This is a genomic window from Cupriavidus sp. C1SS-2L (assembly GCF_057073735.1).
The window spans coordinates 1,995,235-2,014,444 of sequence record NZ_CP172709.1 but is presented as its reverse complement, the minus strand read 5'-3'; the positions used below and the strand labels follow the sequence as shown (position 1 = coordinate 2,014,444).

The 19,210-nt window shown below is 64.2% G+C and carries 16 protein-coding genes; 7 read left to right on the top strand and 9 right to left on the bottom strand.

Translation table 11 applies throughout. The features are described from left to right. The first annotated feature begins 91 nt into the window (after positions 1-91). A complete protein-coding gene (locus ACIGJG_RS26930) occupies positions 92-1,933 on the top strand; it encodes an ATP-binding protein (RefSeq protein ID WP_483673353.1) in 1,842 nt (613 codons plus the stop codon). Positions 1,934-2,075: 142 nt separating this feature from the next. Here ACIGJG_RS26930 and ACIGJG_RS26925 read toward each other — a convergent pair whose 3' ends face one another. Beyond that, positions 2,076-2,297 carry a DUF3820 family protein gene (locus tag ACIGJG_RS26925; RefSeq protein WP_041680510.1) on the bottom strand — a complete coding sequence of 74 codons (222 nt, stop codon included), beginning with the start codon at positions 2,295-2,297 and terminating at the stop codon, positions 2,076-2,078. A gap of 210 nt (positions 2,298-2,507) precedes the next feature. Between ACIGJG_RS26925 and ACIGJG_RS26920 the strand changes: the two genes are divergently transcribed. Both ACIGJG_RS26920 and ACIGJG_RS26915 read left to right on the top strand, forming a co-directional pair. Next, positions 2,508-3,392, top strand: a complete 885-nt coding sequence (locus tag ACIGJG_RS26920) for an isocitrate lyase/PEP mutase family protein (protein ID WP_011300590.1) — start codon at positions 2,508-2,510, stop codon at positions 3,390-3,392. 241 nt (positions 3,393-3,633) lie between these two features. Continuing rightward, positions 3,634-4,116: a BON domain-containing protein gene (locus ACIGJG_RS26915; protein WP_011300591.1), complete on the top strand. Its 483-nt coding sequence runs from the start codon at positions 3,634-3,636 to the stop codon at positions 4,114-4,116. Between the two features lie 53 nt (positions 4,117-4,169). On the opposite strand, the gene ACIGJG_RS26910 is transcribed toward ACIGJG_RS26915, so the two are convergent. Genes ACIGJG_RS26910 through ACIGJG_RS26895 form a run of 4 tightly spaced genes read right to left on the bottom strand, consistent with a single transcriptional unit; the run spans position 4,170 to position 8,231 of the window. Continuing rightward, complete coding sequence (locus tag ACIGJG_RS26910) at positions 4,170-5,246, bottom strand: VWA domain-containing protein (protein WP_011300592.1); 1,077 nt, start codon at positions 5,244-5,246, stop codon at positions 4,170-4,172. Beyond that, positions 5,243-6,304 carry a DUF58 domain-containing protein gene (locus ACIGJG_RS26905; protein WP_011300593.1) on the bottom strand — a complete coding sequence of 354 codons (1,062 nt, stop codon included), beginning with the start codon at positions 6,302-6,304 and terminating at the stop codon, positions 5,243-5,245. The genes ACIGJG_RS26910 and ACIGJG_RS26905 overlap by 4 nt, the downstream gene beginning before the upstream one ends. Next, complete coding sequence (locus ACIGJG_RS26900) at positions 6,282-7,295, bottom strand: AAA family ATPase (RefSeq protein ID WP_011300594.1); 1,014 nt, start codon at positions 7,293-7,295, stop codon at positions 6,282-6,284. Before ACIGJG_RS26900 ends, ACIGJG_RS26905 begins: the two co-directional genes overlap by 23 nt. 12 nt (positions 7,296-7,307) lie before the next feature. Further along, complete coding sequence (locus ACIGJG_RS26895) at positions 7,308-8,231, bottom strand: S1C family serine protease (RefSeq protein WP_140950618.1); 924 nt, start codon at positions 8,229-8,231, stop codon at positions 7,308-7,310. A 75-nt stretch (positions 8,232-8,306) separates the two neighbouring features. On the opposite strand from ACIGJG_RS26895, the gene ACIGJG_RS26890 reads away from it, so the two are divergent. Further along, on the top strand, positions 8,307-9,368 hold the full coding sequence (locus ACIGJG_RS26890) for a VWA domain-containing protein (protein ID WP_011300596.1): 1,062 nt from the start codon (positions 8,307-8,309) through the stop codon (positions 9,366-9,368). 58 nt (positions 9,369-9,426) lie between these two features. Here ACIGJG_RS26890 and ACIGJG_RS26885 read toward each other — a convergent pair whose 3' ends face one another. Further along, entirely contained in the window at positions 9,427-12,261 is a 2,835-nt protein-coding gene (locus tag ACIGJG_RS26885; protein WP_140950620.1) for a 2-oxoglutarate dehydrogenase E1 component, read from the bottom strand. A 359-nt stretch (positions 12,262-12,620) separates the two neighbouring features. Here ACIGJG_RS26885 and mug point away from each other — a divergent pair, with 359 nt between their 5' ends. The 3 genes from mug to ACIGJG_RS26870 all read left to right on the top strand — a co-directional run bounded on the left by mug (position 12,621) and on the right by ACIGJG_RS26870 (position 15,374). Continuing rightward, on the top strand, positions 12,621-13,292 hold the full coding sequence (mug, locus tag ACIGJG_RS26880) for a G/U mismatch-specific DNA glycosylase (protein WP_308813416.1): 672 nt from the start codon (positions 12,621-12,623) through the stop codon (positions 13,290-13,292). Between the two features lie 16 nt (positions 13,293-13,308). Next, positions 13,309-13,887 (top strand): 3-oxoacid CoA-transferase subunit B, encoded by a 579-nt coding sequence (locus ACIGJG_RS26875; RefSeq protein ID WP_011300599.1) that lies wholly within the window; start codon positions 13,309-13,311, stop codon positions 13,885-13,887. A 407-nt stretch (positions 13,888-14,294) separates the two neighbouring features. Then, positions 14,295-15,374, top strand: a complete 1,080-nt coding sequence (locus ACIGJG_RS26870; protein WP_245001858.1) for a GlxA family transcriptional regulator — start codon at positions 14,295-14,297, stop codon at positions 15,372-15,374. A 77-nt stretch (positions 15,375-15,451) separates the two neighbouring features. On the opposite strand, the gene ACIGJG_RS26865 is transcribed toward ACIGJG_RS26870, so the two are convergent. The 3 genes from ACIGJG_RS26865 to ACIGJG_RS26855 all read right to left on the bottom strand — a co-directional run bounded on the left by ACIGJG_RS26865 (position 15,452) and on the right by ACIGJG_RS26855 (position 19,201). Beyond that, positions 15,452-16,447: an SLAC1 anion channel family protein gene (locus tag ACIGJG_RS26865; RefSeq protein WP_011300601.1), complete on the bottom strand. Its 996-nt coding sequence runs from the start codon at positions 16,445-16,447 to the stop codon at positions 15,452-15,454. Between the two features lie 142 nt (positions 16,448-16,589). Continuing rightward, the gene (locus ACIGJG_RS26860; protein WP_483673352.1) at positions 16,590-18,128 is read right to left on the bottom strand and encodes an efflux transporter outer membrane subunit; all 1,539 of its coding nucleotides are present in this window, start codon (positions 18,126-18,128) and stop codon (positions 16,590-16,592) included. After that, on the bottom strand, positions 18,125-19,201 hold the full coding sequence (locus ACIGJG_RS26855) for an HlyD family secretion protein (RefSeq protein ID WP_483673351.1): 1,077 nt from the start codon (positions 19,199-19,201) through the stop codon (positions 18,125-18,127). Before ACIGJG_RS26855 ends, ACIGJG_RS26860 begins: the two co-directional genes overlap by 4 nt. Between the last annotated feature and the right edge of the window lie 9 nt (positions 19,202-19,210).

The following is a 19,210-nucleotide window of genomic DNA, read 5'->3' as shown; positions in this document are numbered from 1 at the left end:
GGCGATACGCGCATCCATAGAGTCATGGATCGCGCCCCGCAATCGCAATGCCGTGCAGGGCTGTCCTCCATGCCCGTCGCCTGCATTGAATTTGTCCGCCCTGCCCCCGCCAATCGTCTGGCTGGCTTTGAGCCTGACGCTGCTGCTCGCTTCTGCGCTATTCGCAGCGCGCGTACGCGTGTTGCGGCGCCAGCTCGCCCGCAGCCAGGCCTGCACGGCACGGCTGCGCCAGCGCCTGACGTTGCACACGGCGGTGCTGGACAGCATTCCCCTGCCCGTCTATGTGCGCGACGCCCAGCAGCGGCTCATCACCTGCAACCGGCGTTATGAGGAACTGGTCGGCGCGTCACGCGCATCGTTGCGAGGCCTGCCGCCGGACATGCCGGAACAGCTCGCCGGCGTGATCACAGACGCCGCTGAACTCTCCGAGGACTACCGCGACGTCATTGCCTCCGGCCGCGCGCTCAGCAAGGACCGCTGCCTGCACATCCAGGGCGAAAAGCGGCATGTGCTGAACTGGGTTGCACCGTTGCAAGGCCCCGGCAAGACCGTGACGGCACTGGCCGGCGGCTGGGTGGACCTGACCGAGCGCCACGACATGCTCGCCCAGCTGGCCGAAGCCAAGGCGCGTGCCGAGGCGGCAAATCGGGCCAAGTCCACCTTCCTCGCCTCGGTCAGCCATGAGATCCGGACACCGATGAACGCTGTGGCCGGCATGATCGAGCTCGCCCTGAAACGGCCCGAGATGCCGTCCGACGAGCGCCGCATGCTGTCCACCGCGCACGATTCCGCGCTGGCACTGCTCGCATTGATCGATGACATTCTCGACTTGTCGAAGATGGAAGCGGGCAAGCTGCGCGTCCATCCCGTTCCCGCCAGCTTGCCGGCGCTGGTGGAGGAAGTCCTGCAGATGCTCGGCCCGGTAGCCGCGCAGAAGCCATTGCCGCTGGTGCGGGTCATCGACCCGGGCATCGCGGCGGCGCATATGGTCGACCCGCTCCGTGTGAAGCAGGTACTTGGCAATCTGGTCTCCAACGCCATCCGCTTCACCGACAAGGGCGAGGTACGCGTGCATCTGCACGGCGGCCCCGTGCATGCGGGAAAGCAGGAGATCGTGTTGACGGTCGCCGATACCGGCATTGGCATCGCGCACGCCGACCAGGCGCGCCTGTTCCAGCCGTTCGAGCAGGCACACGACCGATCGCGGCCACAATCCGGCGGCACCGGGCTGGGCCTGGCCATCTGCCGCCGGCTGGTCGCGGCCATGGGCGGCCAGATCCGTCTCGAAAGCCGCGCGGGGGCTGGCACAAGTGTGCGGGTTACCCTGCGGCTGCGCACAGCCTGCTTGCCGGTCATGCCCGAGCCGGCGGCCCTTTCCGCATGTGCCGCTGCCACTGATTCGCTGCACGTGCTGGTCGTGGACGACCATGCGCCGAACCGCCTGCTACTGAAGTGGCAGCTCGAACATCTGGGCCATCGCGTGGACACGGCCGCGGATGGCAGCGAGGCGCTGGAGCGGCTGGCCGAGTCTCCGACGGCCTCCCAGGGGCCATTCGACCTCGTGATCTGCGACTGTGCGATGCCAGTCATGGATGGCCAGACCTTTGCCCGCGCACTGCGCGCGCGCCGCGACGCGCCCGCCCGAATTCCGGTGATCGGCTGCACGGCCAGCGCGGTGCCCGAGGACCATCAAGCCGCGCTGGCGGCTGGCATGGATGGCGTGCTGGTCAAGCCGGTCGGCCTGGCGGCACTCGGCGAAGCCGTGCGCGCGTATGCCTGTGCGGGTCGCAGGCTGCCGGCGACGGCACAGATGCCGTTGCCATGGCCCACGGCCGGCGCAGAGCCGGTGCGCGCGTCGCATGCGCCGGATCGATGGTGCGAGGTCTGTCGTGCCATGAATGTCCAATGCGAGCGGGCCGGGGACGGCCCCTGATACTGGCCTGAATTGCGGCCAAGACATTGGCGGAACTGGCATTCGCCACCTACACAAACTCGCCTGCGGGGTGCAGCGAGACAAGCCTTGATTGATGACTACGTCGCCTTGACGCTTGCCAGGCATCGCAGGCCCGGACGCTTCAACGCGCCCCGCGCAAAGGATCCACCAGGTGCCGCAGCCCGTTGTGATCCAGCTCTTGCATCAGCGCCAGCAGGCGGCCCAATTGGCCAGGCGGAAATCCTTCCCTTGCAAACCAGTTCAGGTAGTTGCCAGGCAAGTCGGCGATCAGCGTTCCCTTGTGCTTGCCGAAAGGCATCTCGCGCGTGACGAGCAGTAGCAGGAGTTCTCCGTCGGGCAGCATGATCGGTAGCGAATGGAAGTTAGCGGCGGGCATTATATCGGCAAGGTATACACCACCGCGGGTCGCACTGCGGTGTACGCTACCAGATGCCCGCCGTTATCCGGACTCGCGTCGGGCACATCCGCATGATCGCGCCTCACCGATTCGACCTGTCCTGATTGCGCGGCTGTCAGGCTGCCGACGACACGCCGCCTCACCGGAGAACCCCACATGACTTCATCCGCTTCCTCCCGCAGACAGGCATTCCGGCAGCAGGCCGCGTCAAAGAATGCCCTGCTCATCCCCGGCGCCTTCAACGCCATGAGTGCGCGGGTCATCGAAGACCTCGGCTTCAAGGCCGTGTACCTCACCGGCGCCGGTGTCACCAATATGTCATTCGGCCTGCCTGACCTCGGTTTCATCGGGCTCAGCGATATCGCCGAGCACACGGCGCGGGTCCGCGATGCGGTGGAACTGCCGTTGCTCGTCGATGCGGATACCGGTTTCGGCAACGCGCTGAACGTGCGCCAGGCCGTACGCACCCTGGAGCGCGCGGGCGCCGATGCGATCCAGCTCGAGGACCAGGTCATGCCGAAGAAATGCGGGCACTTTGCCGGCAAGGATGTCGTGAGCACGGACGAGATGGTGGCCAAGATCCGGGCCGCGACGGACGCGCGCGACGACCCCGACTTCCAGATCGTCGCGCGCACGGATGCCGCGGCCGTGCACGGCATCGAGGATGCGATCGATCGCGGACACCGCTTTGCCGAAGCCGGCGCCGATATCCTGTTCTTCGAGGCGATCGAGGGTCAAAGCGAGATCGCGCGCCTGCCGGGGCTGTTCGATGTGCCGCTGCTGATCAATATCGTGATCGGCGGAAAAACGCCGGTGCAAGGGCTCGACGCGCTGGAGCGGCTTGGCTACGGCCTGGTGCTCTACGCGAACGCCGCATTGCAAGGCGCCGTGCGCGGCATGCAGCAGGCACTCGGCAACCTGCAGGCAAACGGCCAGATGGACGAGGATCCCGCCATCGTCGTGCCATTCAGCGAGCGCCAGCGGCTCGTCAGGAAGCCGATGTACGACGAACTCGATGCTCGCTACAAGACGGATGAGTGAGTAGGGGACATCATCCGCCTGCGAAGCGCCCGAATGTGCGCCTCCGTCTGACAGCCGGTGCAGAGGCGATCATTTACATGGCCCGGTAAGAATGTGCGGCCATGGTGGCGACACTGCTGCCCTGCCCCGTCTTCCCGTGGCCTGCCAGCCACCTGGCATCCGGGCACGCACCCTGCAACAGGGCGAGGACGCAGTAGTCGCAAGGCTGCCGCATCCCCGCCGAAATCGAAGGAGCCCCAACATGCCCAATGAAAACCGCAACCTGACCAACCTCGCCCTCGCCGCCGTGGCCGGGGCCGCGCTGATGTACCTGTTCGATCCGCACCAGGGCGCCCGGCGACGCGCACAATTGCGGGACAAGGCAGCAGCCGGGAAGCATGACCTGACCGATTACGCGCAGACACAGGCCAAGCGCGTCCTCGATCATGCGCGGGGCCTTGCCGCCAGGGTGCGGCCACATGTGACCGTGAGCCTTCGTGACGTCGACACGAGCGACTACCAGATCGGCGAACGGATCCGTGCGCAACTGGGCCATGTGCTCAGCCACCCGGGCGCGGTGGAGGTCGATGTGAGCGGCGGGTGCGCTTGCCTCAGCGGCCACATCCTGGCCGGCGAGCATGACGCCGTGCTGTCGACGGTGTGGGCCGTGCCCGGCGTCACGGACCTCGCGGACGAGCTGACCATCCATGAGGAAGCCGGCAATATTCCTGCCTTGCAGGGTTGATCCCTGATACGCGATCGAAGACTGTCCCGGGGTTTTTCCGACCCCGGCCAGCCCTACATCACCCGTCCGAACCACCACAGGGACAGCAGTCCCGCGCACGCCGCCAGCAACGCGCCGATCGCGGCAAAGAAAGCCGTGACCTCGACCTGATCGCGCTTGTCGAACGCGAGCCTGGTATTGAGCGCGCGATACACCTTCTTCAGCGCAGCGGTGTCCTCAAGCCGGAAGTACTCGGCGCCGGTGGTGTCGGCGACCTGCTTCAACACCTTTTCGTCCAGCCTCACGCGCGCCGACCAGCCATCGGCCGACAGCACGACGCCTTCCGTCGTGCCCACGCCAACCGTATAGACGCGCACGCCGTACGTGGCTGCGAGCTGCGCGGCTTGTACCGCGCCCGGACCCGAATTGCTTTCACCGTCGGAGAACAGCACGATCGCACCGGACGCGTACGATCCGGGCCTGACCGGCTCGCCGTTGTCTAACTCGCCCGGAGCCGCCTTGCCTGGCTTGCCGGGCTGGGCGACGTCACCGCCGTTCATGAGACGTTCTGCATCGTTGGTCGTTTGTGGCAGCAGCGTGGTCAGCGCGATCAGCAGGCCGTTGCCCAGCGCGGTGCCTCCTTGCGGCTTCAGGCCTTCGATCGCAGTCGCCACATCGTCCTTGCTGTGGCTGGGCGCCTGCGCCAGCGCTGCCGTACCCGCCATGGCCACCACACCGACGCTGACGCCCGCCGGCTGGGCATCAAGCAGCACCCTGGCCGCCTGCTGCGCCGCGCGGATACGGCTCGGCCGGACATCCTGCGCGCGCATACTGCCCGACAGGTCGATCACGAGGATCACGGTCTTGATGCGCGACGGCAGCGTCATCACGGCCTGCGGACGGGCAATGGCAAAGATCAGCGCGACCAACGCCAGCAATGCCAGCACCGCGGGCACATGGCGGCGCCAGCCAGTCCCGCCTGTCATGGCAAAACCGATCGATTTGAGAGCCGGATGGCTGACTGTTGTCCGACGCCGCCGCGCGTCGAACCAGACATAGCCTGCAGTCAGCACGAACAAAAGGCCGAGCAGCCACAGCATGTCGGGCCACAGGAAGCTGAACAGAGGCAGCCGGTCGATGGCGTCTGTCATGCCGCGTTCCTCGGTGGCGCTGTCGTCGACGGTTTCGTCGCCGGTTTCGTCGCCGGCGCCGCTTTCGCGGCCCCTTGCCGGAAGCGGCGCTCACGCGTGAACTGCAACAGTGCGAGGTCCATCGGCGCGTACGTCGACAGCGTCAGGCATTCCACGCCAGCGCGCGCGAACGCCAGGCGCAACTCGGCCTCGCGCGCCTCGGCGGCTGCCGCAAAGCGCTTGCGAAACGCGGGATCATGCGTGTCGATAAACATCTGCTCCGCGGTTTCGGCATCCTGCAGCACGACGAGTCCGAGGTCGGGCAACGCCATTTCGAGCGGATCGACCAGCCGCACGGCCACGACTTCATGACGCCGCGCCAGCATGCCGAGCGAGGTCTGCCAGCCTGGCGTACTGATGAAGTCGGACACGACGAACATGACCGAACGCCGCTTTGCGACAGCGCGCGCGCGCTCCAGCAGGTCGCGCAGCCGTGTCTCGCCGGGGCACGCGGCCGGCGTGGCGTGCATGCGGTCAAGCAGGTGCAGCAACTGGCGCCGCCCCGAGCGCGGCGGAATCATGGACGCATCCGTGTCCGCTGACCCACCGTACAGCACGGCGCCGATCCGGTTGCCGTAGCGTGTCAGCAGCAACGCCATCACGGTTGTGAAGTCATTCAGCAGGTCGCGCTTGCGCACCTCGCCCGAACCGAATTCGATCGACCCGCTCAGATCGAGCACGAACCACGCGGAGAGATCACGGTCTTCCTGGAACTCGCGCACGTGCGGTGTCTGTAGCCGCGCCGTCACGTTCCAGTCAATATGCCGCACATCGTCGCCCGGCCGGTACTCGCGCAAGTCGGCAAGGTCGAGGCCGAAGCCCCGGAACAGCGTGCGGTAATCCCCCTGCAGCAGCCCGTCGAGGCGCCGCACTACGGTCCATTCGAGGCGGCGTAGCAGGCTCTCTGTCCGCTTTGTGCCCACACTGACAAGGGCCGGACCGGCAGGCGTGGCGGCAGATGCGACAGATGCAGCCGTCTCCGCGCCGCGCCGGCGCCTAGCGCGCAGTCGCTCGAACATGGGCTTCGAGCGGGCGCTCCGGAACCGGCAGCGCCTGCAGGATGCGGCTGATGAGCTGGTCGGCGGTCGCGCCGTCCGACATCGCCTCGTACGACAACGACAGCCGGTGGCGCAACACGTCGGGCACGAGGTCGATCACGTCTTCGGGCACCGCATAGTTGCGCCCGCGCAGGAACGCGAGCGCGCGGGCGCCTTCGATCAGGCCGATCGTGGCACGAGGGCTGGCCCCGAAGGTGATGTAGCGCTCGATCTCTTCCAGACCGTAGCCAGACGGCTTGCGCGTCGCCGCCACCACGCGCACCGCATACTGCACCAGCGACGGATCGACGTACACCTTGCGGCACTCGTCCTGCAGGCCGGTCAGGTGCTCCGGCGTCGCGATCGGGCTCACGCTGATCCGGGGGCCTGTCACGCGATTGACGATGACGACTTCTTCCTCCTCGCTCGGATAGCCGACCAGCACCTTCATCATGAAGCGATCGACCTGTGCCTCGGGCAGCGGGTAGGTACCCTCGGTTTCGATCGGATTCTGCGTGGCCATGACAAGGAACGGGGCCGGGACGCGATGGGTCTCGCCGGCGATGGTCACCTGCTTTTCCTGCATCACTTCCAGCAGCGCGCTTTGTACCTTGGCCGGCGCGCGGTTGATTTCATCCGCGAGCAGCAGGTTGGCGAAGACCGGGCCACGCACCGTCGAGAACTCGCCGGTTCCCTGGTTGTACATGCGCGTGCCGACCAGGTCGGCCGGCAGCAGATCCGGCGTGAACTGGATGCGCTTGAAAGATCCGCTCATCGTCCTGGCCAGCGTGTTGACGGTCAGCGTCTTCGCCAGGCCGGGCACGCCTTCCACGAGCAGGTGGCCGCCGGCCAGTATCGCGACCAGCACGCGTTCGAGAAAGTGGTCCTGACCGACGACCACACGTTTCACCTCGTACAGCAGGCGCTCCATCAGATCGGCGCTGTCGATGGCGCCACGGGCTTGCTCGTTCATAGGCCTCCGCTTTCAGAAAGGAGAAGATCCGATGGAAACGCCGGCACTTTCGATCGTCACCGCAAAACCGATGCCAAGGAATGTACCGCTCTTGTTGGGATTGAGGATGGCCGTGACGATTCCCACCACTTCGCCATCCATATTGATCAGCGGCCCGCCGGAATTGCCGGGGTTGGCCGCGGCGTCGAACTGGATGAGGTTGTCCAGGCTCTGCCTGGCGTCCGGCGAAATGAACTGGCGATCAAGGCCCGATACGACGCCCGCCGACACCGACGGCCCGATGCCGAACGGGAAGCCGACCGCGACGACCTCCGCACCCGGCGCGAGATTGCGGCTGGAGCCCAGCGTCGCGGCCGGCAGGTCGTCGGGGATGGACTTCGGCTTGACCACGGCAAGGTCTTTTTCGGGGATGGCCTGAAGCACTGAAGCCTCGGAAGTCTGGCCGTCGTGGAACATGACCTCCACACGCTTGGCATCGGCAACGACGTGATAGCTGGTCAGAACGAGCCCGCTTTCGGTGATGACCACGCCCGAACCGATGTGACTCGCTTCACGCTTCTCTTTCGGTACGTCCGTGCCTGCGGGCGGAGCGGCCTTGGCGAGTTCGTCGTGCGGCTTGCGTCGAGATGGCTGGGAGGATTTCGGACGTGTGGCCGGCGCATCACGCCGCGCACGCGGCGCGGACGCCGCTTCCTCACTGGGGTCTGCAGGCGAAAAGCTGCGGATCTCCACCACCGACTCGCGAATCGCCTCGGCCGCGCGGGCCGTGCGTGACGGCAGGCTCTTGGTCTGCAACGTGTGCAGCACCGCCGCGTCGATATCGGCCTGCGTAATCACGCGCTGCGACGGTCGCAAATGCCAGGCAAAGGCCAGCACTGCCACGGCGGCAAGCGCCAGCCCGGCCGAGATCCATCTGTAGATCGCCACACGCTTCATCGCCAACTCCCGAGGTCCCGTGCCGCCCTTGAAAATACAGTACCATCCTCTTAACCACGCGCCAAGGAGCAGAGCATGCAGTTTCTCTGGCCGCAAATGCTCTGGTTGCTGCTCGCGCTCCCATTGCTGGCAGCCGCTTACCTGTACCTGCTAGCACGGCGCAAGAAGACTGCCCTCCTCTACGCCAGCCTGGCCCTGCCGCGCGCGGCCATCGGCCGCCGCCAACGGTTGCGGCGTCACATCCCCCCGGCATTGTTCCTGGTCGCACTCGGCGCAGCGCTGCTGGCTTGCGCACGCCCGACGGCCACCGTCACGCTGCCGTCCGACACCATCACGCTGGTACTGGCGATGGACGTCTCACGCAGCATGGAGGCCACCGACGTTGCGCCCACGCGAATCAGCGCCGCGCAGCAGGCCGCGCGCGACCTCATCGTCGGACTGCCGGCCAGCGTGCGCCTTGGCATCGTCTCGTTCGCTGGCACTGCGACCGTGGTGCTGCGGCCCACCAGCAACCGGCAGGACATGCTGGACGCGATCGACCGGTTCCAGCTCCAGCGCGGCACGGCGACAGGCAGCGGGCTGATCCAGGCGCTAGCGGTCCTGTTCCCGGACGATGGCATAGACCTTGAAGCGATACTGTTCGCCGACGAACCGGTTTTCTCCACGCGCCGGGCCGTACCGCTGGACGAAGCCGCGGCGGCCGACGCCGTGCGCAAGCGCGAGCAGGCGACGCAGAGCGCACAACCGGGCTCCTACCGGCATGGCGCGGTCATCCTGCTCAGCGACGGCCGCCGCACGGTCGGCCCCGACCCCGTCGACGCCGCCCGCATGGCAGCCCAGCGCGGCGTGCGTGTCTATACCGTGGGCTTCGGGACGCTAGGGGGCAATGCACCGGAAACGAGCCTGTCCTACTACATGCAGCTCGATGAACCCGCGTTGCGCGCCGTGGCGACGATCACTGGCGCGGAGTACTTCCAGGCAGGATCGGCAGCGGATCTGAGCCAGGTATATCGCCAGCTCAGCGCCCGCTTTGCGCTAGAGCGCCGGGAGACCGAGATCAGTGCCCTGCTCGCGGCGGCATCAGTGCTGCTGCTGGTGTCGGCTTGCGCGCTGTCGATGCTGTGGTTCCGGCGGTGATTGATGCATTGCATCATCCGGTGGCGCGGCCTCGTCACCGGACTGGTCCGTGGCCCTGCTACGCATCGATGGCTTCGTGCAGAGTGCTTTCCTGGCGAGCCGCGTGCATCGACGCATAACCCGGCGCCGTCGACGCTGCCGCCTCGGGCCCGACATAGCGAAGCACCAGCGGATCTTCAACGATGCCTTGCAGCCGCTCCACCACAAAGCTCCAGGCGCCCTGGTTTCTGGCTTCTTCCTGGCACCAGATCACCTCTTTCAGATACGGATACCGATCAAGCTCCCGGGCAATCTGCTGCTCGGGGAACGGATACAGTTGCTCCACGCGAAGCAGCGCGATGTTGTCTTTCCCGGATTTCCGCCGACGAGCCAGCAAGTCGAAATAGACCTTTCCCGAGCACAGGATGAGGCGGGTGATCCTGTCCTCTTCTTGCTCGGAGCGGCCCTCAGCCAGAACCTCCCTGAATTCGCCAGTGGCGAGTTCGTCCAGGGTGCTGACGGCCTCCTGGTGCCGCAGCAGCGACTTCGGCGTCATCACGACAAGCGGGATACGGTCATTCCGCGTGGCCTGCAAACGCAGCAGGTGGAACATCTGCGCCGGCGTCGTCGGCTGGCACACGCGCATATTCTCCTGCGCGCAGAGTTGCAGGTAGCGTTCAAGCCGTGCCGAAGCATGTTCCGGACCCTGCCCTTCCTGGCCATGCGGCAACAGCAGCGTCACGCCGCTATGCTGGCCCCACTTGGCGGCTCCGGCGGAAAGGAAGTTATCGATGACGACCTGCGCGCCGTTTGCAAAGTCGCCAAACTGGGCTTCCCACAGCACCAGCGAGTCCTTCCGGAACAGCGAATAGCCGTATTCGAACGCCAGTACCGCAGCTTCGGAAAGAATGGAATTGGTGACCGAGAACCTCGCCTGGTCGTCGGATACATGGTCCAGCGGAATATAGGTGCCTTGACCCCGCATCTCGCGCTTCTGATCGTGGAGCACGGCATGGCGATGACCGAAGGTACCGCGTTCGCTGTCCTGCCCGCTCAACCGCACGCCTACCCCGGCGGAAAGCAGCGACGCAAAGGCCAGGTGCTCGGCCATGCCCCAGTCCAAGGGACGCGCGCCCTCTGCCATTTCCCGGCGCGCGCTGATCACGCGGGCAACCAGCGGATGCAGCGTATGCCCGGCCGGTATATCGGTGATCTTCAGGGCAAGGCCTTTTAGCATTTCGCGCCCAGGCGTAGCGTATCCGGGCTGTGTCTTGCTGTTGCCAGAATCCTGCGGCGACGAGGCTTCAAGCCGCATATCAGCGGACGGCTTGTCGTCTTTGCCGCCCTGCGCGGCATCCAGGCGCGCACGATATTCCCGCGCGTACCGTTCCACATCCGCCGCGGTTACAACGCCCTCGTCGACGAGCTTTTCCGCATAGATGGCGCGCACGCCCGGATGCTCCGCGATCGAGCGGTACATTAGTGGCTGCGTGATGGCCGGAGTATCCTGCTCCTGATGACCGTGCCGCCGGAAGCACATCAGTTCGATGACCACGCTCTTGCCGAACGTCATGCGATAGTCCACCGCGAGCCGCGTGGCGGCGACCACGGCCTCGGGATCATCACCATTCACGTGCAGCACCGGTGCTTCGATCATCTTGGCAATGTCGGTGCAATAGAACGTAGAGCGGGCATCGCGCGGGTCGGAGGTGGTAAAGCCGACCTGATTGTTCACCACCACATGCACCGTGCCTCCGGTGCCATGGCCGCGCGTACCGGAGAGGTTCATCGTCTCCATGACGATACCCTGCCCCGAGATCGATGCGTCGCCATGGATCTCCACTGGCAACACCGCGCCCATGCCAAGGCCCAGCACTTCCGCACGCGCCCTCGCCATGCCCTGGACCACCGGGTTCACGATCTCCAGATGCGACGGATTGAAGGCCAGCGTCACTTCGGCGGGTCCCGATGCCGTCCGCAGTGTGCCGGTGAAGCCCTTGTGATACTTGACGTCGCCGGCCGGCAGCCGGTCAGCGGTCTTTCCCTCAAACTCGTCGAACAGCGCGGCCGGAGGCTTGCCGACAACATTCACCAGCACATTGATCCGCCCACGATGCGCCATGCCGAGGATCGCACTGCGGATGCCCTGCGTGGCCCCATAGGCAACCAGTTCATCCAGCAATACGATCAGGGATTCGCCGCCCTCGAGCGAAAAGCGCTTCTGCCCGACGTAGCGCGCGTGGAGATACCTTTCGAGTCCCTCCGCTGCCGTCAGGCGTTCAAGGATGTGCCGCTTGTTACCGTCGTCCAGGTGGGTCCTGGCACGCGTGGATTCCAGACGCATCTGCCACCAGCTGCGCTGCTTCGGATCGGCAAGGTGCATGAACTCGGCGCCGAGCGTGCCGCTATACGTTTCCTCCAGCGCCTGCATCAGATGACGAAGCGTCATGTCTTCGTCGGCGAAATTCGCGTCGGACAGCAAGAACCTGGCATCCAGGTCCGACCGGAACAGACCATAGTAGCCAGGGCTCAGCTCCGGCAATGGCACCCGCACCGTCCAGCGCAGCGGGTCAAGATGCGCATTGCGCGAACCGGCCATGCGGTAAGCCGCGATCAAGGCCTGCACGGCGAGATGTTTGCGTACGGAGGCATGGCCAGCGCCCGCAGGATGCCCGACCGCCGGTGGACTTTTTGCCAGCTCGGCAAAGCGGGACACGATGGGACCATGCGCAACATCGCCGGCATTCGATCCATCGACCGCAGGCATCTGTTGCAGGGCATCGAAGTAGCCGCGCCACTCGTCGGACACCGATGCCCGATCCTTCAGGTACGCCTCGTATTGTTCTTCCACATACGGGGCATTGCCTCCAAACAGGAAGGAGGTATTTCGATCTCGAATCATAAGGGTAGCCATGTCCTCAACCGGGCGCCTGCCCGCATTTGCCAGAAGATCGCGTGAGACGGCAACCACGTCCCCGGCCCATCCACCGCGTACATGCCTGTCCTTCGCTCGTAGATTCAGTCTATGTACAGCGGACTTTCACCGGCGGCCGGCCTGTTCCTGTCTGAGGACAAGTCCTGTCTGTTTTGGGCCATCGTGCCCGGAGCCCCGGCCCTTTCCGCATAACGGCCAGGTTCCGTTCGGCAGCACATACGCTTGTGCGGACGCGGCAGAAAGCGCCGTTGGCCCGCAATCGACAAACTATGGCCAGTTTCCGACCCATCTGCGACGCACCGGATCGCGCATCTTCCCTATAGTCGGAACACCGCTGCATGCATCTGGTCGATGCCGCAGGCAGCAAGACCTGTCCGGTTACTGGTTGTGCCGGGCGAGCGCCAAGGACAACAGGAATGAAGCATCCACAGCTAGCGCCAACGCATGGACCGTCCGGCCCGTTGCCGGACATCATGAAGCCGGGGCTCTCGGCAGTGTTCTGCGGACTCAATCCCGGGCTGCGGGCTGCGGCGAGCGGCCATCACTTCGCAGGACACGGCAACCGGTTCTGGCGCGTGATTCATCTCGCAGGCATCACCGACCGGGAGCTCGAACCCGTGGACGACCGGCAATTGCTGTCATACGGATACGGTCTGACAACTGCGGTAAGCCGGCCAACTGCCAGCGCGGCCGCACTCTCCCACAACGAATATGTCGATGCATCGGTGCGCCTGATCATCAAGCTGGAGCGCTTCCATCCTGCCTGCGTTGCGTTCCTCGGCAAGGCTGCCTATGCGGCCATGACGAGCCAGCGTGTTGTCCCGTGGGGCCCGCAGCGGCGGCGCATGGGCGGCGCAAGGGTCTGGGTGTTGCCCAACCCGAGCGGGCGAAATCGGGCGTTCAGTCTCGCCGGTCTTGTCGACGCGTATGGCGAGTTCCGTGCGTCCGTGGAAAGTCAGATCCGCTACGGGGAGTCCCCACAGTGTGCGGAAGTCGATAGCCTGAAATGAACAGGAGGTAAGCGGGATGGTATGGACCACCAACGAGATGGTTGAGCGCGCGACGACGCAGATCAACGATGGGGATTTTGTCTATCTGGGCCCGGGCCTGCCCGCGGCGGTGGCCAGTCGGATTCCGGCCGAAACTGAAGTCTGGCTGCATGTCCACGACGGCATTCCTGGATTCATGCACTATCCAACTGACGATTTCATGGATGCAGGATTCATTGCCGGCAGCCAGGGACAATGCACCGAAGCCAGACCCAGGGAGATCTACCATTCCACGGACTCCTTCGCGGAAATGACCAGCCTGTCCATGGATCTGGCGATCCTCGACGCAAGCGGCGCACATGGAAACGGTATCGACATTGCCAGGTGGGCAATCGGATGCGGCGCAAAGCACGTCGTACTGCTGCTTGGAGGCGTTCGCAGCATCAAGGACATCACCGATCTCCTGACGAGCAGCCGGGGCGACGGCGTCTCCTACAGGGTCATCTCGGACCAGGCTGTCATCGATGTCACCGATCAAGGCATGGCCTTTGTCGAAGGAGCGGTTGGCGTAGCGCCGGCCGAAACTGAGAAGCCGAAATCGCTTCAGTTCGCTTGACGCCGCCACCCGGCGTATCACGGATGGCGCGGATATCCGCGCCAGTCAACGGATGGATCTGATGGTCATTCCGCCGCTCATCACCAGCCGTCCCTGACGCGCCGCAACAATCACGCCTGCTGCACCCCGATCCCCCGAAAGCCAAAAATAGAATCGGAGAGAGAGTTCTCTCTCCATACTCTCGTTTTCCGGAAGAATGACTTGCAATATCGCCCGGTAATCTTCCAGAGCGGAAACAAGTACCATCGTTCGGGCGAGGCGGCTTCTTCCCTGCTTTCCTTCGCATAGACTTTACCGCATGCATCGACCGCAGTTCGGCATCTTTTCGCCGGGCTGCACGATGGGGATTTGATTGCCCGTACCACTACGCAACACAAGTGGCTGCTGCCAATGTGACGTAAATGAAGATGAAAATTGCTCTTGTCGTGTTTGATGGGGTTCAGGCGCTGGACGTGGCCGGCCCGATGGACGTATTTGCGGAAGCCAACCACCTGCTGCCTGCCCATAAGCGCTACGAAGTCACACTGGTCGGTGTTCGCCCCACCAGCGTGATGTGTTCAAACGGTATGCAGATCAGCGTGCCTGTTGACTATCGCAACTACCACGACGATTGCGATCTTCTGCTGGTTGCGGGCGGGCCGCGCGCTCCCGGGATGGAGCCGGACCCGGAGTTCTTGACCTGGCTTCATGACAAGTCGCTGAAAGCGCAAAGATTCGGTGCCGTGTGCAACGGGGTATTCCTGCTTGCTCATGCCGGGCTCCTCGATGGGCGGGAAGTCACGACGCACTGGTCCGAGACCAAGCGGCTCCAGGACCATTTCCCTCGTGCGTTCGTGCGGCCGGACAAGATCTTTGTCCGCGACGGCAGCCTGTTCACGTGCGGCGGCGTCACCGCCGGCATCGACCTCTGCCTCGCGTTGCTTGCTGAAGACTTTGGTCACGCCCTGGCGGTAAAAGTCGCGAAGCGGCTGATCGTCTATATTCGCCGCGACGGAGGGCAGTCCCAGTACAGCCCGTACCTTGCCGTGGGACCCGAAGAGGACTCCATCGTCAGCAAGGCCCGGCGGTACGTGGACGATCACATTGCGGACGCCTTCTCCATCGAGGAACTGGCCGATGCCGTTGGCGTGAGCCGCCGGACATTCAGCCGCGTCTTCGCCAAACACGCCAAGGTCTCGCCTTCCGTCTTCGTGGAGCAGGTGCGCGTGGATTTTGCAAAGAAGCTGCTCGAGCAGACCGATGTGCCGCTCAAGACCATCGCGTTCAGGAGTGGATTCCATAGCTCGACACATATGCGGATGATCTTCTCGCGGCGCCTTGATATCACACCGAAGGAATATCGGCAGCGCCTTCAGGAAACCGAGGGCCAGTCCGAGAATATGGCGCACTACCACGGCCACGGCCAGCCTGCTTCGCTGCCACACCAGCCACGACGCGAGGATCACCGACGCCCGGCGTCGCATGCGCTTGCCGCTGCGGCACATTGAGCCTGCGTCGACCGTCGCGGGCTGGTGCTGACGGGATGCGTCAGACCAGCTCGCACCAATAACGCCACGGATGCCAGTCACCGCCCGGACAGCAGCTCGCCGTTGAAGACGACACGCAACGTCCGGACAGAAAGCATCACGATCACCCCGGACACAAAGGCAAGCAGAACGACGGACAACACCGTAATCGGCCACAGGCGCACCGTATCCGCATACCTCAACGTCGCATTGGTCAGTGCAGCGATCGGAAAACTCACCCCCCACCAGCCAGCGGAAAACGGAATGCTCCGACGGAATACCTTGAGAAACAGGGTAAAGAACAGAAACAGCCCGAAATAGAACAGGATCGCCGCAAACACATCGATGCTTTGCGTGAAGTTCGTATAGGCCAGGAACCCCACTTCGAACGGCGCGATGAGAATCATCAGCGACGGAATCATGTGACTCGCGAGCTTTTCATGATGAATCAGCCGCGAGATGATCATGGTGAACAGCACCAGCGCAAGAACGGTTCCGATGCCAAGGGAAACGATGTTCAGTTCCCGGGCCCACGGCATGCGCATGCTTCCACCCGCCACGGCGATGTCAAGTGTCGCCACCCCCGGAATCAACCACGCAGGCAAGGCGTGTCCCGAATCGATCTTTCCACGAACAAGCCGACTGAAGATTGTGAAAGCGAGGGCAATCGTCGCAACCGCTCCCACCGTCCAGACGACTTCCGCGATGGCTTCATTCGATGGACCGATAAGAGAAGAAATCAGAAGGATTGCGATCGGCACCGTCCCGAAGAAATTGCCAGCGATCGGGTGGCAAAATTCCTTCACTACCGCATCGGGATGTTTTGCGATCTTTGCAGCGTACGAGACTGTCAATACCAGGAATGCGATCACCGCCACCACGCTGATCACATCGGAAATGATCGGACTCACGCCAAACTGGCTTGCCGTCTGTCTCCATGCAAGGGCAAGCCCGGAAATTCCCATGACCGAAGCAAACAGGTTCACAGGAAGGTTCTTCACCGATATTTCGTTTTTCTCAATCGTCTGTTCAGAGGGTGATGGGAAGGTATGCATCGATTTTCCTCAGCGAATGTCCATGCCATGGACCTGTTGCCATGCACTGCCCGGGCAAGTATAGGTTTGGACATCGCGTGCCGATCCAACGACTTGATCAGGATTGTGGCCAGATTCTGCGTGTTTCTGGCCACTCGCGCGCTCAGTTCGCAGTCGGGGTCCTGGCGTACGCAGATTCCCAGCCTCCGCCGAGGACCTTGCACAGGGTTATGAGGTTCGTGGCCGCCGTTGCGCGGCTTTGCTCGAGATTGCTTTGCGACCGCAGGAGCTGTCTCTGCACGTTCAGCACGTCGAGATAATCGACTGCTCCGGCCTTGTACCGCCGCTGCGCAATCGCGAGAGCACGCTGGTTCTCGCTCACGACCGTCACGAGCCGGTCGCGCCGCCGCTGCTCGGCATCGTAGGCGACCAGCGCGTCGTCAACCTCGCGCCATGCGTCGAGCACGGTGCGCTTGTACGCGATAGCGGCCTCCTGTTGCTGGGCCTCGCGCAGATGCAGCGTTCCCTTGAGTCGACCGCCCTCGAAGATCGGAAACGTGATCGACGGCCCGACCACAAACTGGCGCGAGGCCCAGTCGGCAAGGCTGGAAAGCTGCAGACTCTGGAATCCGGCGCTTCCGTTCAGCGAAATCCGCGGATAGAAGTCGGCCTTGGCCATCCCGATCGATGCCGTGGCCGCGTGCAACTGCGCCTCGGCTCGCCTGATGTCAGGCCTGCGCTGCACGATCTCCGACGGGAAGCCGACCGGCACGCGCTCCGGCAGCTCTGGCACTTCACGCCGTTCCGCAAGTTCCTGCCGCAACGCGCCAGGCTCCTCGGCCAGCAGCAAGCCGATGGCGTTGATGGCAGCTTCGAGCCGCGCTTCCAGCGTCGGCATCAGGCTTTCGATCGACGCCACCTGGGCTGCGGCATTGGCTACATCGAGATCCGTTGTCACGCCCTCGCGTGCACGGACCTGCGTCAGCCTGGCGGTGTCACGAGCAATCTCAAGGTTCTGCTTCGTGATTTCCAGCAGCGACTGGAGGTCGCGAAGTTCCACATAGTCCCGTGCAAGTTCGGCGCGGGCAGACAAGAGGATGGCGTTCCTGTCCTCGAACGAAGCTTCCGTCAATGCGCCGGCAGCTTCGACACTGCGCCGCACCCGGCCCCAGATGTCGATTTCCCAGGACGCATCGAAGCCAAACTGGTACAGGTCAAAGGGCGGGGAACCGCTCGATCCTGGCACCGGCGCAACCCCGAGCGGCGACGAACCCGACGCCGGTTGCGGCGGGCTCCCCGTTGGGCTGACCCCCAACAGCGAGACAATGCCGTTCGGACTCCCGCGCTCGCGATAATAGGATGCGGCGCCGTCAAGCCGCGGAAGCTGGGCCGCGCCGACAACCTGTTGGGTCGAGCGGCTTTGCCGCAAACGCGCCGATGCCGCGGCCACGTCGAGATTCGCGTCGACCAGCCGGCTCTCGAGATTGTTCAGCAGGGGATCGTTCAGCAGCGTCCACCACTCCACGTTGAACTCCGCGTCAACAGCCTTGCTGCTTGCCTGGGCGGACTGGATGCGATGGAAGACATCTGGCGCAGAAGGCGTCGGGCGATCGAAATCGGGCCCCACGGCACACCCCGCCAGTGCAAGACAGGCCAGTATCGCCAGGATCGAGGCCCGCATGGAGAAATCGGCGGCGTTCATCCTCTGTTACCTCCCTGGGGCAGCACATCTTCACGACGGGCAATGGCGACGTCCACCTCTACCGAAAGACCCACGCTCAATCCGGATGCGGCCTTCTGCCCGCGATCGATGGTGATCTTGACCGGCACGCGTTGGACGATCTTGGTGAAGTTGCCCGTGGCGTTATCCGGGGCAATGGGCGCGAAGCTCACTCCCGTAGCGGGCGCCAGGCTGTGGATATGGCCCTGGATCTCGACGCCAGGCAGGCTGTCAACCTTGATGCGCGCGCTCTGTCCCGGCCGCATGCCGGCAATCTGGTTCTCCTGGAAATTGGCCACCACGTACGCGTCCGACACCGGCACGATGGCAAGGACCGAAGCGCCTGCCGTCACGTATGCACCGACACGCGCCGAACGCCTGCCGATCTTGCCATCCACCGGCGCGTGGATTTCCGCATACGACAGATTGAGCCTTGCCTGTTCCAGTGCGGCTTCGGCACGCGCCAGGGCTCCCGCGGCCTTGTCGCGCTGCGTGTTCAGGACCATGAGGTTCTGTTCGGTGGTGCTCAGCGCGGCGCGGTCGCGGGACTGCTGCGCTACCTGCTCGGCAAGCGTACTGGACGCACGTTGCTGCTCCTGCTCGGTGCCGGCTCCGGCTTCCGAAAGATTCCGGTAGCGCGACGCGTTGGCGCGGGCAAACTCGACCGATGCTTCGTCGGACCGGAGCTTCGCCCGTGCCTGCTCGACCAGGGACGGATGCCGGGCGATCTCCGCGTCATAGTTCGCCACCATGGCTTTGGCCGCCAGAACGTCTGCCTGCGCACTTTGCAGCGCCGCCCTGAAGTCGCGGTCATCGATACGGACCAGGACCTGCCCGGCCTTGACCCATTGGTTGTCATCCACAAGCACCTCGGAAATCTGGCCAGCGATACGTGGGGCTACGAGCGTGAAGTCTGCCGTTACATAGGCATCATTGGTGGACTGCGCACTTGAGCCTGGAACGAGGGTTGCGCAGGCCCACGCAACGATGCCGACCGCGATGATGATCGCTGCAAGGCGGATATTCCTGATTGGCGGGCGGGTAGCGGATGACATGATGATCTT

Bases quoted from the DNA above. Each gene is read 5' to 3' on its own strand.
- ACIGJG_RS26925 (WP_041680510.1), bottom strand. From the start codon at position 2,297: ATGCTGCCCGACGGAGAACTCCTGCTACTGCTCGTCACGCGCGAGATG.
- ACIGJG_RS26920 (WP_011300590.1), top strand. From the start codon at position 2,508: ATGACTTCATCCGCTTCCTCCCGCAGACAGGCATTCCGGCAGCAGGCC.
- ACIGJG_RS26915 (WP_011300591.1), top strand. From the start codon at position 3,634: ATGCCCAATGAAAACCGCAACCTGACCAACCTCGCCCTCGCCGCCGTG.
- ACIGJG_RS26910 (WP_011300592.1), bottom strand. From the start codon at position 5,246: ATGACAGACGCCATCGACCGGCTGCCTCTGTTCAGCTTCCTGTGGCCC.
- ACIGJG_RS26905 (WP_011300593.1), bottom strand. From the start codon at position 6,304: ATGTTCGAGCGACTGCGCGCTAGGCGCCGGCGCGGCGCGGAGACGGCT.
- ACIGJG_RS26900 (WP_011300594.1), bottom strand. From the start codon at position 7,295: ATGAACGAGCAAGCCCGTGGCGCCATCGACAGCGCCGATCTGATGGAG.
- ACIGJG_RS26895 (WP_140950618.1), bottom strand. From the start codon at position 8,231: ATGAAGCGTGTGGCGATCTACAGATGGATCTCGGCCGGGCTGGCGCTT.
- ACIGJG_RS26890 (WP_011300596.1), top strand. From the start codon at position 8,307: ATGCAGTTTCTCTGGCCGCAAATGCTCTGGTTGCTGCTCGCGCTCCCA.
- ACIGJG_RS26885 (WP_140950620.1), bottom strand. From the start codon at position 12,261: ATGGCTACCCTTATGATTCGAGATCGAAATACCTCCTTCCTGTTTGGA.
- mug (WP_308813416.1), top strand. From the start codon at position 12,621: ATGCATCTGGTCGATGCCGCAGGCAGCAAGACCTGTCCGGTTACTGGT.
- ACIGJG_RS26875 (WP_011300599.1), top strand. From the start codon at position 13,309: ATGGTATGGACCACCAACGAGATGGTTGAGCGCGCGACGACGCAGATC.
- ACIGJG_RS26870 (WP_245001858.1), top strand. From the start codon at position 14,295: ATGAAAATTGCTCTTGTCGTGTTTGATGGGGTTCAGGCGCTGGACGTG.
- ACIGJG_RS26865 (WP_011300601.1), bottom strand. From the start codon at position 16,447: ATGCATACCTTCCCATCACCCTCTGAACAGACGATTGAGAAAAACGAA.
- ACIGJG_RS26860 (WP_483673352.1), bottom strand. From the start codon at position 18,128: ATGAACGCCGCCGATTTCTCCATGCGGGCCTCGATCCTGGCGATACTG.
- ACIGJG_RS26855 (WP_483673351.1), bottom strand. From the start codon at position 19,201: ATGTCATCCGCTACCCGCCCGCCAATCAGGAATATCCGCCTTGCAGCG.